Annotated in this window: 11 protein-coding genes; 3 read left to right on the forward strand and 8 right to left on the reverse strand. The window is 40.2% G+C overall.

The annotated features are described in order from the left end of the window. Window positions 1–156 precede the first annotated feature (156 nt). The 3 genes from H6G32_RS17010 (at window position 157) to H6G32_RS17020 (ending at window position 3,101) form a co-directional block, all read left to right on the forward strand. On the forward strand, window positions 157–951 hold the full coding sequence (locus H6G32_RS17010; protein WP_190460387.1) for a DUF928 domain-containing protein: 795 nt from the start codon (window positions 157–159) through the stop codon (window positions 949–951). A gap of 934 nt (window positions 952–1,885) precedes the next feature. Then, the gene (locus H6G32_RS17015) at window positions 1,886–2,779 is read left to right on the forward strand and encodes a helix-turn-helix domain-containing protein (protein WP_190460389.1); all 894 of its coding nucleotides are present in this window, start codon (window positions 1,886–1,888) and stop codon (window positions 2,777–2,779) included. 58 nt (window positions 2,780–2,837) lie between these two features. After that, complete coding sequence (locus H6G32_RS17020) at window positions 2,838–3,101, forward strand: hypothetical protein (protein WP_190460392.1); 264 nt, start codon at window positions 2,838–2,840, stop codon at window positions 3,099–3,101. On the opposite strand, the gene H6G32_RS17025 is transcribed toward H6G32_RS17020, so the two are convergent. The 8 genes from H6G32_RS17025 to H6G32_RS17060 all read right to left on the reverse strand — a co-directional run bounded on the left by H6G32_RS17025 (window position 3,089) and on the right by H6G32_RS17060 (window position 17,202). Further along, entirely contained in the window at window positions 3,089–6,046 is a 2,958-nt protein-coding gene (locus H6G32_RS17025; RefSeq protein ID WP_190460394.1) for an NHLP bacteriocin export ABC transporter permease/ATPase subunit, read from the reverse strand. The two genes, H6G32_RS17020 and H6G32_RS17025, sit on opposite strands and share 13 nt — an antisense overlap. Before the next feature lie 2 nt (window positions 6,047–6,048). Further along, window positions 6,049–8,328 (reverse strand): NHLP family bacteriocin export ABC transporter peptidase/permease/ATPase subunit, encoded by a 2,280-nt coding sequence (locus H6G32_RS17030; protein WP_190460396.1) that lies wholly within the window; start codon window positions 8,326–8,328, stop codon window positions 6,049–6,051. After that, window positions 8,315–9,763 carry an NHLP bacteriocin system secretion protein gene (locus H6G32_RS17035; protein WP_190460398.1) on the reverse strand — a complete coding sequence of 483 codons (1,449 nt, stop codon included), beginning with the start codon at window positions 9,761–9,763 and terminating at the stop codon, window positions 8,315–8,317. The genes H6G32_RS17030 and H6G32_RS17035 overlap by 14 nt, the downstream gene beginning before the upstream one ends. Before the next feature lie 37 nt (window positions 9,764–9,800). Further along, on the reverse strand, window positions 9,801–10,895 hold the full coding sequence (locus H6G32_RS17040; RefSeq protein ID WP_190460400.1) for a cyclic nucleotide-binding domain-containing protein: 1,095 nt from the start codon (window positions 10,893–10,895) through the stop codon (window positions 9,801–9,803). Between the two features lie 114 nt (window positions 10,896–11,009). Further along, on the reverse strand, window positions 11,010–12,194 hold the full coding sequence (locus H6G32_RS17045; RefSeq protein WP_190460401.1) for a DUF7005 family protein: 1,185 nt from the start codon (window positions 12,192–12,194) through the stop codon (window positions 11,010–11,012). Window positions 12,195–12,204: 10 nt separating this feature from the next. Next, window positions 12,205–12,984 carry a MinD/ParA family ATP-binding protein gene (locus tag H6G32_RS17050; protein WP_190460403.1) on the reverse strand — a complete coding sequence of 260 codons (780 nt, stop codon included), beginning with the start codon at window positions 12,982–12,984 and terminating at the stop codon, window positions 12,205–12,207. A 54-nt stretch (window positions 12,985–13,038) separates the two neighbouring features. Next, the gene (locus H6G32_RS17055) at window positions 13,039–15,624 is read right to left on the reverse strand and encodes a hypothetical protein (RefSeq protein ID WP_190460405.1); all 2,586 of its coding nucleotides are present in this window, start codon (window positions 15,622–15,624) and stop codon (window positions 13,039–13,041) included. A gap of 93 nt (window positions 15,625–15,717) precedes the next feature. Further along, window positions 15,718–17,202 (reverse strand): cache domain-containing protein, encoded by a 1,485-nt coding sequence (locus H6G32_RS17060; protein WP_242046626.1) that lies wholly within the window; start codon window positions 17,200–17,202, stop codon window positions 15,718–15,720. Window positions 17,203–17,284 lie beyond the last annotated feature (82 nt).

Raw genomic sequence — 17,284 nt, forward strand, 5'->3', positions numbered from 1 at the left:
TTTTTTTCTTGTCAGTCCTTTTAGAACAAGAGTTTCAGCCTCTATTATCACTACTTTACCACTACCATTTAAGGTTAATTAAACATTAATTAAATATTAATTAGGCGTTAATTAGGTGTTAGATGAGAGAATAGAAAAAACTCCAAGCCTTGAACCATGGTTGAGACAAAAATACTCTTTCAATCTGAAAGACTAATCTGTGTCATCTTTTTAGCGATCGCAATTTATTGTAATTCTGGTCTATCAGCACAGGCACAGTCTGTCATGTCAGAGAAAACTTCTGTAAATGACCGACAAATTTATTCTTTTCGTCCACCGGATCTTCCAGACAATGGAGCACCCATCGGTCGTCGCCGAGGAGGAACTAGCCGTAATGATTGTCCAGCATTCAATACGCCCCTAACTGCTTTAGTTCCTGGTAAGGAGAATTCTGAGGCCTTGTTAGCCTCAACCGTCTTTGAACAGCCCACTTTCTGGGTTTATATACCTTACACACCAAAAAATGTCTTATTTGGAGAATTTATTTTACAAAATGACGCTGGAGCCGATATATACCGCACATCTCTAAAGTTAACCCAAACAGATGCAGTCATCGGTATTAGTGTTCCATCAAATCCTAAATACTTTCTAAAAATTAGTCAGAAATATCACTGGTACTTTAAACTCTATTGTCAAGAAGCAGATTCAGAGGCTGGATATTTTTATGTTGATGCCTGGATACAAAGAGTTACTCTCACACCAGAGCTTCAGATGAAATTGAAACAAAACAAATATCCGGAGTACACAGTTTATATTGATCACAATATTTGGTATGACGCACTGACAAGTTTAGGGAAATTAGTTTCAGCTAATCCACAAAACAATAATATTAAAATGAATTGGGTTAAGTTGTTAAGTTCTGTCGGTTTACAAGATATTGCCCAAAAACCTTTGGTTCTATTTACTGAGTAGATACAGTTGGCGAATTCCCAAAACAGCTAAACTGAACTAATCGGTTCAGTAATGAAACTATTGAGAGCCTTCTGAGCAGTTTTATACCCAGATATTTGCTTACCAGCTTTCAGTAAGTAGTGCAGCGTAAATAATTAAAAGTTTGTAATCAGGACTTTAGTCCTTACTACGAGCTAATCTATTTTTTTACATTCCTTAACATAGTTTTATTTATTCTCGCCTACTTACTTAGACCGAAAATTCCCCTTAAACAGATGCTTGAGTTTTTACGTCAAGCCGTAGACTGCAACTATGGAGTAGCCTATGAAGTGTACTTGCCATCTGGTTGATTTTAGTTAATTTTTGGGGTTTATTGATAATCTACCCAAAGCAATCAACTTTTGCACATTTTCCCAAAAACGGTATCATACTATTTTTTGGCGCTGCCGGCGGCGGGCGGAGCCATCGCCAAAGTTTTCGGTCTATTGAAAATACATAAAACTCCCAAAAAGATTAGCTTGTAAAATTTTATCAAAAGATAAACTGAGCTTAATCTTTGTTTGTTAGCTTCACATATGTACGAGCATTGATTAACTAAGTTAACCTTAACTCAGTTAACTAATACTTGCCAAAAGTATGATTTTGGGCAAAGTTTCACCAATTCAATTCCTCTCACACCTATATTTGCTCTTGCTGAGGTCATTACGTTCTTAATTGCTGTCAAACCTAATTAAATAGACTGTCTGATTCGGCTGCATCTTCGCCATTATCCCCAATCAGTTTTTGTTAACAAAGTTATTTATTGAAATAGGGGTAGTAGCGTGAGACAACACAGACAAAAAACTCCGACAGCCTCCTAGTTAATCCGAACTGTATTGCCATGATCCATATAATTCAGTTTTGGTAGATATTTCTTTATTTTGGATCAGTCTATTAATTATAGAGAGGTTGAACTATGGTTTCTAGCACCTGTATTGCTGAACAAAGTAATCCCCAAGTGACACTGAAATTACAACAAGAAGAGTTACGCTTTACTAAGTTTTTGATGGATCGCGTAACAGATCCAATTTTTTGGATAGAACCAGATGAAAAACTAAACCCACAGCTTTTATACGTTAACCAAGCTGCTTGTCGTTTGGTTGATTATCGTCATGAGCAACTGATGTATATGGGTATACAAAACCTAAATTTAGATTTCTTGATCAATGTTTGGTCAAGCTTTTGCAACACTATAGAAAAGCAACGTTATTTATCCTTTGAGACTCTACATCATACAAAAGAAGGTCATAGCTTACCATTACACGTAACTGTCACCTCTGTAGAGTGCGAAGGCAAAAAGTATAGTTATCTCTTCATATGTCATCTCAAGTACCAACAAATTCCGTTAATTTTACCAAGGAATGAAATACAACAGCCTACCCAAGAGAAAGAGTTGGAGACTCTGTGTAATCAACAATCAACATATATGTCTGTTGCTGAAACAGTAAAAAAAGAATACTCTCTGTCATTTACTAATCAAAGCCTGTTAAATAAAGTCTTTGAATTTATTGGAGTAAATTATCAACAGCCAATTAGCTTGTCTGATGTGGCTAAAGGCATTGGTTACTGTCCATCTTACTTAACGAACTTAGTACGTCGTCATACAGGAAAGACGATAAATAATTGGATTTGCGAATACCGAATGGTAACAGCACGCAAATTACTTAGAGAAACCAACCTATCAATTAGTCAGATTGCTAATGCTGTAGGTTTTCAAAATGAGAGTCATTTCTTTCGCCAGTTTCGTGAACAGCATCAGACTACGCCCCAAGCTTGGAGAAACGCACAGAATCAAATTTGCGTAAGTTGACTTAAGCAGTTTCTAAGCTGTTGCGTTGAGGAGGCGACAAATCAGTCAATGCCAATGTTTGTTCTACGAAATTGATGAGTTGGCATTGAGTGAACTGATAAACCCGCTCCCTAACGCATTGAGGGACAAATACAATTTAGTACAACTAAAAAAGGCGATCGCTCACATCCACTTTCCCCCAAATCAGCAAAGTTTGTCAGCTGCCCGTCGGCGCTTGATTTTTGATGAATTCTTCTGTTTGCAACTCAGGTTACTACAACGCAGAGAAGCACTACGTCAGGTACAAAGAGATGCTCTTTGCCATTTTATTTACGCCATTTGACGAGCCATCAATTGAGCAAATAGCCCTTCAACAGCAGCTAGCTCTGCAAAACTTCCCTGTTGCACAATTTTGCCCGCCTGGAGTACATAGATGAGGTGAGCATTACGGATGGTACTAAGTCTGTGGGCAATCACTATCCTAGTAACTTGTATTTTATCTAGACTTTCACTGACGATCGCCTGGGTTCTGTTGTCGAGTGCGCTGGTAGCTTCATCAAATAATAAAATACGGGGCTTCAAAACTAGAGCGCGAGCAATCAGCAACCGTTGTCGTTGTCCACCGGAGAGATTACTACCCCCTTCACTAACAACTGTGTGCATTTCCATTGGCATAGCGGCTACATCTTCAGCAAAGCCAGACATCCGAGCAGCTTCCCAAGCCTCATCGAAGGTAATATTCGCACCACCCGCAATATTCTCAAAAATAGATCCTGCATTCAGACGACCATTTTGCAAAACAACGCCTAACTGCCGCCGGAGTGCATCTACATCTAACCCAGAGATGTCTTGACCATCATAGTATATACTACCACTTTCAGGAGCCTCAAATCCCAGTAATAATCGGAATATAGTGGATTTACCACTTCCCGATCCCCCAACAAGAGCAATTAGCTTTCCAGGCTCTGCGGAGATACTAACGTCATCCAATATCAATGGTCCATCACTGCGATAGCGAAACGTAATCCGATCTACAAGAATTTTGCCAATTAGTTTCCCCGGATCAGCTTTGCTCAAATCCACTTCTGGTATGGCTTGTAAAATGGGCTGAGTACGTTTCCAGTGAGGAGTAATTTGCACAATTTCCGTTACTATGTTGCTCAGTTTCGTAGTTCCGCCGACAAACTCTCCAAAGGCGGCGTTGAAAGCGAGAAATGTGCCAATTGTGATCACCATAGCTCCTGAAGTCTGAGCTTCTTTAAACTGGTTGATAGTAAGCCAGTAAAGAACTCCAGAAGTTAATGTGGGCATCAGCGTATTGAAAATAACAACAGCATCTTCTATCTGTTGGGTGCTGAGTGTAAGTTTAAGTTGCCGAGTATAGTTTTTACTCCAAGAGGCGAAAGCCCGTTCCTCAGCCCCGGCAATATGCAGTTTAGAAATTCCATTAATGATTTGTACTGTTTGTCCAAAAATTTTTCCCTGCAATTCCAACAGGGGACGCACCTTTTTAACCATAAGTAGACCAGAGACCATAGTAACGACACTGCTTACTATCGCAACTGCAACTGCTAGTAGGGCTAATTTGAAGTTGTAGTAAAATAATTGTACCAAATAGAACAATGCAAAAAAACTAGTGATGAATTTGATAATGGTGTTAGCACTGAGATGATGACTAATCTGACCAATAGATGATGCCCGTGAGTGCAGATCCCCTGTAGTGTACTGCCGGAAAAAGGATACTGGTAAATTCAGTAGCCGATCCCATACCGCGACTTCAGTACTAGTAGATACCCCTGTTTCGATTCGTAACAGAGCAAAACCCTGTGCTAGCTGAAATACGACTGTACTCAAGGCAGCAACTAGTAGCCCCATGCCTATTTGCAGCAACAATCCGCGATCGCTATCTGGAATTGCATTATCCATGATGATTGCCGTTGCTTGGGGTGAGAGCATCCCTAACACTGTGACAGCAACACCAGTCAATAATGTGAGTAGGATATCCCTACCACGTCCTTTGAGTGCAAATGAGAGTATATCAGAACTTTTGAGTACCTGATCCGGAAAAGACCGATAAAACATATAAGCGACAGAAGCAATTGTCTCGGCTATAGATTCATCTACTTTGATGCGGGTATGCTCAATGGGATCAAAGATTTCATAGCTAGTAGGAGAAACTGGCAAGATTGCTACTGGTCGATTGTCTAGCTCGGTATAGGCAACTAAAGGGCCACAATCCTTTTCCCACCAGTTATCGCGTAACAACACTTGTCGCATCCGAAGGCGAGAGGCTCGGACGATCGCTTCCAATGGCTCTTTTACTCGTTGGAGGTTTTCTGAACGCGTCGGGGGGCGAATAGTCACCCCTAAAGCTTTTCCTACAGCCCCAGCCGCCACTAATAAGGGTGTGCCTTCCAGGAAAAAGTTGCTCTCTTGAGAACCGATAGTTGATGCTAGTTCTCCCAAGGACTCAGATGTTACTTGACGATTGAGACGATGGCGATCGCGCAACCGCATAATTTCATCTTGCGCTTCTTGCCGATCTAAAAAGTCAACACTGTGCAGTAGTTGAATGTGTATCTGAGACAACCCTGCTAGGAGGTGATCTGAGTTCCAAAATTGGCTGGTTGTTTGGGTGGTTAGTTGAACCCCCTCCATTGCTTCTAGCCACATTTTGTCAGTCAGGGGGAAATATCCGGTTGCAGTTGTCAAATTCTGTTCTTCCAACCCCAGAAAGCCGACACTCCCTTGCTGAATTTGTACCCAACAGATCGCCCCTGATTCTGGCTGGAATGTTTGACCATCTAGTAGAGAAAACCGTGTTTCTTCCCCAGGCTTGACCTCGATTGTGGGGATAGTAACATGAGACAATACACTGCTAAATTCCAACAGCCAATTTTCTATCCAGGTGTGAGGTAAGCTTGTTATAGCTCTCTCTCTGGTATCTGCATTAGCTACTAACTCGCGAAAACATTCTTGATGTATTTGTAGTAGTTCAATTTCTCCAATCGGCACAGCCAAAATTTGGTGTTGCTGATCAATCGCACTATTACTAGTGCCGAATAATGCATACCCTTCATTAATACTAAATAAATAACGGCGAGTTCCTTCTATAACACCATCTTTAACTTTGACGGCAAATAATGCCATAGAGCCAGATTGAATCAACCAAACCCTAGACGGGTCATCTAACAAAATCGGCTCATTTCCCTGAAATGTATAAGTTTGACCTCGGATAAAAAATTGGGATTTTGAGTTATTTAATTGGTTATCTGTTTGTGTGTGCATCTTTATTCTTCCTCCAGGACTTCACCTTCTGTACGGATTAACCGCGAGTACACACCCTCAACTTGCCACAACTGTTGATGCGTGCCTCGTTGTACTACTTTTCCTTGCTCAAGGACAATAATTTCATCACAGTCCCGAATCGTGCTTAATCGGTGTGCCACAATGATGCAGGTGCATCCTCGCCGCCGCAGATTTTCGTCAATAATTCTTTCCGTCTCTGCATCTAAGGCACTGGTGGCCTCATCCATGATGAGTATAGAGGGATTATTCACCAAAGCCCTGGCTATTTCTAACCTTTGCCGTTGACCTCCACTTAAATTAGCCCCACTTTCCATTAGTTCTGCATCATAGCCCCCATTCATTGAAAGTATGACATCATCAATAGTTGCATCCTGACAAGCCTTCTTCAATTTTTTGTCGGATACAGTGTGATCCCAAAGAGTCAAATTCTCCCTAACTGTGCCACCAAATAACAAAATATCCTGTTCTACCATAGCCACAGAGTTAGTTAGTAGTTGGTGAGGAATTTGTTCTCTGGGTTGATCATCAAAGAGAATTTGTCCCGTCCATGGTTGATAAAGTCCGCTTAACAGTTTGGCAATAGTGGACTTACCAGACCCACTTCCACCTACTAAAGCTACTCGCTGTCCTGGTTTAAGCGAGATGTTAAAATTTTTGATTAAGGGAGCTTCTAAGCGGCTATAGCCAAATGTCAGGTTTTGCAACTTCACATATCCCTGCAATCTCGGCAAAGATGTAGAGGAAGAAAGCAGGTGAATATCCTGATTTTTTTCATAGTCGTCAACCAAGTTTCTCTGTTCTACTGAAGTATCGGTTGGGTTATCTAGTACATCATCAAGGCGAATCAAATTACCTTCCAGTTCTTGAAGGGTACTACCGAAGTTGAGCAGACTGCTCACTGGTGCTACAAAACTCCTCACCAAACCTTGAAAAGCTATAAGCATCCCGATGCTGAGATACCCATCCATGACTCGTAACCCACCAATGACCAACAATAACATCGAAGAAATAGTTTCTACGAGGGTGGGTAAGATAGAAAATAATTGGTTAGTCACATCCATTTGCTGCTGGCTATTAATAGCTTTGGTATAGTAGCCTGTCCAGCGAGCAAAGAAATCCGATTCTAACCCTGATGCTTTCAGTGTTTCTATACTTTGAAGGGCAGCAATGGAAACACCTTCAGATTTGCCAAAATCCAGCATCAATTGCTGATTTAGATCCACGCGTTGACGGGAAACTAAGCGTAAGGCAAAAATGTTTATACTAGCCAAACAAATGACAATCAAGGTAAGTAACCAGTCATACTGAAACATGATTATGGCATAAAAAAATACCATGACTACATCAATGATTGTTGTGGTCAACTCTCCCGAAAGCACATTAGCAACTTGGTCGTTGAGACTGACGCGGTTAGTGATTTCTCCAGCAAATCGTTGAGCATAAAAATCTACGGGTAGGCGCAACATATGCCATAGAAAACGAGTGGACATCCCAACAGACAACTTGATTTTCAAGCGACGCAGATAGCGCAACCGCAGTAGGGTTAAGCCTGCTTGAAGTAATGCAGCGATCGCCATTCCTACCAATAATGGATTCAGCCAGTCTAGCCTTCGCTCTACCAAGATTTCATCTACAAATATCTGGCTGAATACTGGTACTGCCATTCCCACCAGAGTTAAGAAAAATCCAGCTACTAGACAGTAAAGTAAAGCACTAGTAGACCCCTGTAGCCGATCCCACAAAGCTCCAATCATGCTAGGTTTACGACCACCTTTTTGGAACTCTGTACCTGGTTCCATCACCAGCACTATTCCGGTATAACCCTGGTCAAATTCCTGCCAAGAAATACTACGGCGACCTGTAGCTGGATCATTCAGATAAACTCTCTGTTTGGAAAATCCTTCGACTACCAAAAAGTGACTAAAGTCCCAAAAGACAATATAGGGAGGCTGGAGATTTAGCAGATCATCTAGTCCCTTTTTAAAGCCCTTGGACTCAAGACCATAATTTCTTGCGGCTTTCAACACATTAGACGCTTTGCTACCATCGCGGGACACACCGCATTCTCGGCGCAATTCTGTCAATGGAACAATCCGACCACAGTAACCTAAAATAATTCCCAAAGAAGCAGCACCACATTCAACAGACTCAATTTGCAAAAGAGTGGGTGTTTTTACTCGTCTGCTTCTCATCGGCAGTAATTTTTTCAGGTACTGCCAAACATTTATAGGTGAAACTATAGCAGAATTAGTAGATGCCACTGAACGACCTCAAAATAGGTAACATAAATGTTATGGGAGCGCGTTCTTCTACCTTGACTCGCACAACAGTAGTAGTTCCAGAAGAGATTTTCCTCTGTGGCCCAGTGGAAGAAGACCACTTATAGCCACTGAAAGTTTGAGAATCCTGGACTATATCAGAGAATACTTGTATTAGTCCTTGCTGTTGTTGAGAGGTTAAACCTTCCACTATTTCTGAATTTCCCACCTCATTCACAGCAGACTCTTTGGTAATTGGAAATTTGGAAATTTGACTAACTTTACCAATAATTCCACCAAAGCGTTCCCTCTTGACAGTTTCGGGGGTAATTTGGATTTCCATACCAGGCTCAATTTTCTTACCCTCTGCAACTGAAAAATAGGCTAAACCAACTAGCTTGCTGCCTGGGTTTTCCGCTTCTATATTTGCAATACGAGTCCCGGCATTAATTACTTGCCCGGATGTCACTGTGAGTTCTAGGATTTTTCCATTATACTGACTAATAATCTCGCTGCTATCACCTAATTGCAATTGCAATTTATCAATCTCTCTGTTGACTTCCTGAATCTCTTTTTTCCGAGAAGTGGCATTTTCTAAGTCTTGTTGGGCTTGAGCAGCTACTTTGCTATCTAACTGTTGCAACTGCCCCTGGAAATCTGAGATAGTAGCAAGATTTTCACGATATTCTTTTTCCTTCTCAGTTTCTCTGACATCTAATTCTTTTAACTGAATTTCGATGTCAGAAATTTTTTGCAAGTTCTCTAAATATTCTCGTTCGGCTTGGAGAGCTTCATCAGCTGAAAATACTCCTTGTTTCTCAAATAACTGTTTGCGAATTTCCATTCTGCGCTGGTAAACAGGACTGAGAGCTTGCACTTGTTTGAGGTTCTGCTTTAGGCTTTTACGTTGCTGATCAATAGAACTATTGCCTTTTGTTTTGAGCAGAGGTGTGAGGTTTTTCAGTTCTCGAATACGTTGTTGGAAATATTGACGTTGTTGTTGTGTTGATTGTTTATCTTGTTCTAAACGTTGTCCTTGCAGTAAACCCACTGCTTGGTTTTGTGAATCTAGTTGCGTCAGTTTTACCCGTTGCTGTTGGAGTTGCTTGTATAAGTCCATTTGGTCAATAGTTGCTAATACTTGCCCCTTTTTGATAGCATCCCCAACTTTGATATTGAGAGTCATTAACTGCCCTGGCTTTTTCGACTGCACTGGGACAACTTTACGTGGGTAAATTAATACTCCTCGCCCTTCAATTGTGATAGGAATACGTCCATAAATACTCCAGATAATAGCTACGCCTACTAACGAACTTAAAGCAACAAGAGGTAGCCAACTCCTGGGACTGACTACTTGCATGAGCTGGTCTAGTTTTTCAGGAGAAGAAAGACGCTCTATAGACTCTTTCCGAAATAACGAGCGGTTTTTTTTTAACATTTAGATTCAGATTTAATAAAAACTACAATTCTCAAATTTAAGCTATTTCCATTCGCTCTATCATCCAATCAAATCTTTTTCCAGCCAATGCTATTTTATCCAAAAAACTGATATCCAACTCATCTTCATATTCAGCATTTTTATCTAGGGAAAGACCTTGACTATAAGCTCTTCTTCCATAGCTAATTCCACTCATGATTTCTTGTAATCTATTAGAGCTAATAATAGATATTACTCGATAAAACCGAGATGAAAATCCTATATCCTGCTGCAATTTTAATGCTAATTGTTGGCGGGGAATTGACAAAACGATAGAATCTTCAATTGCCTTAACGGTTGCAGAAGGTAGACGACCATCAATGAAAGGTGTTTCACCTACTATTTCGCCTTTCGATAATCTTGCTATCTCTCGACCGATGATTTCGTTCCCCTCAATAGCTGCAAAAGCTCGAACTAGGGGATTACGCTCCTCTTCAGAAATAGACAGAGACATTTTTCCACCCAAGATAATAGATAGTGCATCTACAGGTCTTGTTTCGTAAATCACTACTTGATTAGCAGAAATTTTTTGAAAAACGCCACAAGACATCATCCAATCAATATCGCTATCATTTAATTCGGCTAAAACAAATAGCATATCTCTCAAAGACTTATTTTGTCTAAGGTTGCGCCAGCCAATTTTACTGATTATGCTTTGGATTCTGTCTAAAAACATAATTGCGATCGCTCGATAAAAGCGGGAAGCAAAACCAGCATCCTGTTGCAATTTTATTGCCAATTTTTCTTGAGAAATTGACATTATTAATGATTTTTCTAAAGCCTTGATGGTAGTGACAATTGGGCGGGTATTTATAAAAGGAATTTCTCCCACTATTTCACCCCTTGATATTCTAGCAATTTCTCGACTTGATCTGACATTACCATCAATAGCTGCAAAAGCTCGATTCAGAGGGCTGTGATCATCTTGAGAAATAGTAACTGTCAATATTCCTTCTAGTAGAATATGTAAAGAATCGACAGTTTTACCTTCTTGGAGCAGTACACTATCAGAGGTTAATTCTTTTTTATGACTATTATTAATTATCCAATGGATGTCATTATTAGTCAATTCTTTCAGTAAAACTTCTGTCATAATTAAATTATCCTCATGTATAACTGCAATGAAAACTAAACAAAGAATAGTTTAAGGAAGGTGAGTGCGATTTATGCTTGGAGCGCGGAACTGATTTAATAGTAAATGCAATTATTACTTTGTAGAATTGGCACTCAGCAATGTTTCGTTGGATTTTTCTAATGTTCGTTGAAGCAGCAAATTGAATCCTGAATCTGCTAATTCCTCCAATGTCAAATAAGATAATGCAACTAATAATTGAAGTTGACCATTGGGAGTTTTCAACTTATTAATATGCTCTGCATGAAATAGCTGTAAATTTTCTGCTGCTGCCTTCACTAATACTTGTAAAATTTTAAAAGCCCCATCTGAAAGTGGAGGGTTACCTTGGTAGTTTTTTAATCTACCTCCCTCCCGATACTTAGGGAACGACTCCAAGCCGATAAAATGTAAAAACCAATCGCATCGATAATACCCTATGGCAGCTATAATACCTCTGTAGTCTGCAATAAGTTCATCAAAGGCATTGTTTCGCATTGAGTTAAACAAGCGATGTGTTAAATAGTGGGTGCATTCATGTTCCAGCCGAATTTTTAAGGATAAACGCTGCCATACAGACTCCTTAAGACCAATTTCTTCAGATGTAACATTGCTATAAGGACTGTTACTCAAAATAATGAATTTATCTTGATAAAGCTCCTTCTGTAGAGCCAAGCGTTGGAATTCCAATCTCCAATCATTCTCCGAGCAATTATGAGGCTTTTGCAACTCCCATTTTTGGCGATATCGGCGAATTCTATCCCAGTTGTTGAACCCACTGACTGTACAAGCTCCCATTGATGCTGGAACTGGCTCGGTTTCATTTCGCCTTGTGAGAGCTTGTACCAGAGATACAAAATCCTCACGGTTGCCTGAGAGCAAAACCGGGATATTGCCAGCCAAGCTGTTATGTATGCTTAATTGGAGTTGTTCTGGTTGCTTCAAGACTAAACCAGTTGCCTCAACCATGTCATCGACAGAGACACCCTTACGGGTAGCATCTCTATATGCTGGAGTTTCACTGATACCTTCAAGTATAGGGAACTGAAATTGCACTAGCCGTTCTTTAAGTACAGCAAATGCTCCCACAACTTTCGCTGCGATCGCATACTCTTCCCAAGTAGATAAATGAGCTTCAGGTGGTAATGGAAATGTAATGGAATGCTTGAACTTGTGATGATGAAATATATTCTGGTTGTATGCCAGTAACTCATCTATTTCTGAGGTACTAGCACCATAGGAGGCAAGTACACCAGCACGAAATTGCTGTTGGTTAGTCATAAATTTTTAATTAAGCAATGTCAGCAATTTGTTCAGCAATTTTTTGGATGGCTTGACTGATGGAATGCTCAGGATACTGCACAGAAAAAATATCCTTACTACCTAATTGCACCATCTCTTCAGAGAGGGGCAAAATACCAGACACTGAGACTTTGTAAATATTCTCTATCTGTTGTTGTAAGTCGATAAAATTGAAGCTTGGTAGTACCTTATTAATCACGAGCAACATTTTTGGGACACGCAGCTTACGCGCCACATCCACTGTGACAGCAGTTCCTTGGAAATCTTGTTGATCGGGACGGAGAATGATAATTAGAACATCAGAAACCCCGATAGAAACTAGGGTTTCTTCATTCAAACCAGGATGGGTATCAATAAACAGATAGTCCAAGTTGAGACTATAGATCAGTTCTTGAAAGCCATCGTTGAGTCTGACCACATCATACCCTTCACGTATGATCCTAGAAATTTCGCCAGCTTTAATACTAGAGGGAATTAAATAAAGACTACCACTGATTTTATGTGTATTCTGCTGTTTGCTGATGAGAGTATGAGTCACATCATGGGCAGTGTCTTTGATCTCACAGTTTCCCCACAGGTAGTGATTGAGAGAGTGTTCAATTTCCTCTTCCTTGAGACCAAAAATTACATGAATTCCAGGGGATTGGATGTCAGTATCAACAATAGCTACACGTTTTCCCTGTATTGCCATAGTAGCTGCGATATTAGCAATAGTGTTTGATTTGCCAGTGCCACCACGAAAGGAATGAACAGATATAATTTGTGCCATAATTCACCTTTTATGCAAAATGTAGTTAGTCAATCTCAATATTCCCTGCTTTTTTTAAGGCAGCAATGGATCAGAAAATGTGAACTTTAGCCAGCAGTTATCACTAATCAGAGGTAACAAAACTCTGCCACTAGATAACTTCAAGTCAAATTGCATTTTTTTGTTGCCACTTTCAATTTCCACAAATGTAGGTAGCTTGTTATATTTCTTGTCATAGTTGCTCCCATGTGTCCACACTCTCATTTCTTTTGCTCCTTTGGTTGGTAGACAGAAGATGGCATAACGCAGAGATGAAAGTGAGGGAATATCCACGGTTGCGCCTTGATGCTGTACTTCACCTTCGGCATATCCCAACAGCACCTCTGCGATTTTTGGTTGTCCGCCAGCCGTGATTTTAAAGACAGAATGTTCACCTTGTTGCAGTTCTATAACCACACGGGAGGCAAAAGCACCATAAAGTTTCATCAATACAGTTGCCCCTAGTGATAATACGGCAACGCTTAATGCACTGATCCGTGCTAGAGGACTTTGCCAGATGAACAGACCGTGAACAAACAGAATGCCTAGAAAAATTGTATATATGCCCACACAGAAAAAGGGATGATTGAGGATTTTGAAAACCACTCCGGGCATAAGTTCACCTTTTTGCCGACTAGAAACCAATAATAAAATTGGGAAAATACCACCAACGAGGGAATTACCAAGTACACCAGCAAAAGCGAGTATATTAGTGAATGATTGCGTACCAGCAAAGAATAACCACTCAGTCAGCAGAAAGACTAAAACTAAGGGACTGATGGATAGCAAGAAGCGGCGTTGGTTCAGGAGCTTAACCCAAAAGCGTGGTCTCTGACTCCTATGGTGATCATTAGTATGATTGTGTTCAGCTTTCAAAGTTGCCTCATAGGCTAGGCGCATTGGTGAGGTTATTTGCAGATATATACGGTCATGGTTAGCTGACCTTATATCCAACATTAGGCGGGTATTCCACTGGCGGAGGTCTGGAAATTGAGCAAATAACTCTTTAATCTCCCAATTCTCAGTAATTGCAATTTCTATATGGTGTACCTTACCTTGTAACTGAATATTTATCTGAAACTTTGGTTGAGCATCTACGATTCCCAAATAAATTATACTGATATAACCAGAATACTTAAAATTACCAGATGGGTAAAATATTAATTTTCCCCCCTGGCGAGGCAACATTAAAACAGGACGAGATGAGGTAGGTAACCACTCTTTCGTTAGGTTGATTAAAAGACTGGAACTGCGAATCCAAGCCATTCCTAAAAGCAGGATCACTAAAATTGTCCCCAAGATGGAAACGATAGGTCCAACTTGAAGAGCTAGTGCCTCTAAGGCAGTTCCTGACTGTTTAGCTAATATTTGAGGTGAGATCGCTCCATTAATCACCAACACCCAGATGCAAAAAAACACGGTTAAAAAAGCAGTTCCCGCCACGCTACCCCAAATTAGGGATGAGGCCTTAGGGTCGCGGGGAAGTACAATTTTGGCACATTCACCTACATAGACGTGTCCAAAGTAAAGCATGAGACTAACACCAAAAACCCGTTGTAATTTCCAGGGTTCTAAAGGCTGACCATTGATAAAGGGCAAGTTGACATATAAAAGGTTTTCTGGTTGCACATGGTGCAATGAAAGCAGTACAAGGATCACAAGCAAACTGATATTGATTGCTGCTAGTAATACCAGTATCCCAACTGTGAAATTCAGGGATTTGCTTGATAGCAGATATAACCCAGCCGCGAATAGCAATACAGCCCAAATTCCTTCTGGTATGTGGGTAAAGTTTGCCATCGTCGTTGACAACCCGATGTAACAAGCTAAAGCTATGAAAAAGACTCGGATACCAACAGCTATTGAAAGTATAAATGAACCGACTTTTCCTAAGTAGTTAAATACTAATTGTTTAATAAAGGTATGACCATCACGAAAATCGCCACTACGACCAAAGGCCTCGGCCATGCAAGCCATAGTCACAATATTAATAGCACCGATAACGAGTAAAAAAGCAACAGTAGCTAATGGACCAATATCGGCTACAGCTATAGGTAAAGCTAAGAAAGCTTGGGGTAGACCCAGAGAAACTGTGAGCAAAGAGGCCAGCCAGAAGGGTGGTAAAGATTCGATTCTTTGTGATATTTCCGTCAATATCCAACGCAACTGTTCGATTAATGTGGCCCTGGATGCAAATATATTTGATACCTGTGTTCTATACAACCGGGAGTAAGCTTGTTTTACTGTTTGTTGATCCAGATCCAAAGTTCCCCGAATATTCGGCACTGCCTGATAGGTGAAAGTATACTTTTGTCCTAGAGCCTGAGCGATCGCCGCTTGGAGTCTGGGGTTTTCTGGAACTAGGTCTGCCCACTGGCTAGCATGGCGTTCCAGTTGCTGAATAGTAGGACGGATTGGTGGTGCATTTCCTAATGCAAAAGCTTCTAGGAAAGCCAACTCCCGGTCATTGGCAGATTGTTCTGCTAGAGAAAACTCCACACGCGATCGCGCTACTATTTGGGCTGTCCGACTTTCAATTAAAAACAATAGTGTATTGGCTCGTCTAGCAGGTAACCCAACTAACACCTCCTCACGCGATATGAGTTCATCATCGAATGACATATCTCTCACCTCCTAGCAGATATAGTAAATTCCTTATTTGACCTAACAACATTTAAAGTTCCATATTAATTTGTAATTGTAATAAAGCAGCAATCAAGTTTTAGTAATATTTGATTTATCCTCACCTTCTTTATGCAGCCAACTCTGTGTATTCAAAGCTGATCTCTCCTGAAGCGATCGCACTTGACTCTGCAATCTAGCGTAGTAGCTGATCTCAGTTTCTCTAGAAGCTACTTTATTTTGTTGAATTTTTTGAATCTTTTTCTGTATATTCTCAAAGTCTTCATTTTCCGTAACTTCTTTAACCTTCCTATATCTTTTACTTTCGTCAATTTCAATGCGGAGTTCTTGCACCTGCATTTTCAGGTTTTGATTTCGTATACTTACTTTCTTAGACATATCTAAGTAGACGCGGACTAGTTGACCGATATCGTCTTGACTGTCAGATACTTTCAACAAGGTGTTATGTGCTTCCTCATTAAAATCTTCATTTTCTAATGCTTGCGCTGCTGCTGTCAGAGCATGAATCGGGCGATAAATTCTAAACCCTAGCCACAAGGCAATAATTGCGGTAATTGCTCCCACAATTATTACACTACTAATATTGAACCATATGAGGCGATTTAAAGGGATTTCAAAGTGTTCTCTAGATTGACTTATTCCTAACACCCACTGTTCTATTTTCATAGGAGAAAATCCAACAGTCATTTGCTTTTGTGTGAACTTAGAATAATAAGTAGTGTGGCCTGGCTGTTTGGCTCTCACCATAATTTCTAATTCTGGAATATTCAAGCTTTCCATCGAAATAAAACTATCGCTTCTATCAGATGAAATCTGTCTTATCTTATCTGCTGGTAGAGGGATAATAGTATGATATAAATAGGATTTTTCGGGATGGCTGATAATTAACCCATGCTTGTCAATCAGGAAGGCATAGCTATTTTCATTTTTATCTAGCTTTAATGAATTGACTATATCCCAGATACCTTGTCCTTTGATTTTGAGTACCATCACTCCTACAATCGTGCCACTTTCCGATTTCACAGGAGAGGAAAAATAAATTCCTGGTCGTCTGGTTGTTCTACCTATCAGGATGCTAGATACGTATACTTCTCCCTCCATTGCGGAGCGATAATATTGACGAAAGCCATATTTTTGACTAATAAATGCAGAATCGGTAGCAGCAATACAGTTACCCTTGATGTCTAAAATATAAGCAGCGTCAAAATCTGGATTGGAACGGTAAATATTTTCTAAAGTTTTTTGTATTCTAGGTCTTAAGTTTTTTCGCTGTTCAGGTGTTTTAGTAGACAGAAAATCGACTACATTTAGATCAGCACTGACTTGAATAACTAGACGTTGAATATCAACAATAAGTTGATCTAGGCGACTCGTAGTACTAGTCGCTAATAGTTCTAGCTTACGGTATTGAGCTTTCTCCACCTGATCTAAGTTCTCTCGCAGGTTGTAATAGGCTGTAAAACTCATTGGGATGAAAACTGCTGATAGCAAAGCTACAGAGATTTTAGTAGCGATGTGCCAACAAGGTATATGGAATAACCTATGTAGGTTTTTCATAGGATATTTACCTGTAAATATTGATATTTATCAACAGGTTGTTCCTACTGATATTTGACAGCATAAAACAAATAAACATGGG

Origin of the sequence: Cylindrospermum sp. FACHB-282, assembly GCF_014697195.1 — a bacterium.
Lineage (GTDB): Bacteria > Cyanobacteriota > Cyanobacteriia > Cyanobacteriales > Nostocaceae > Cylindrospermum.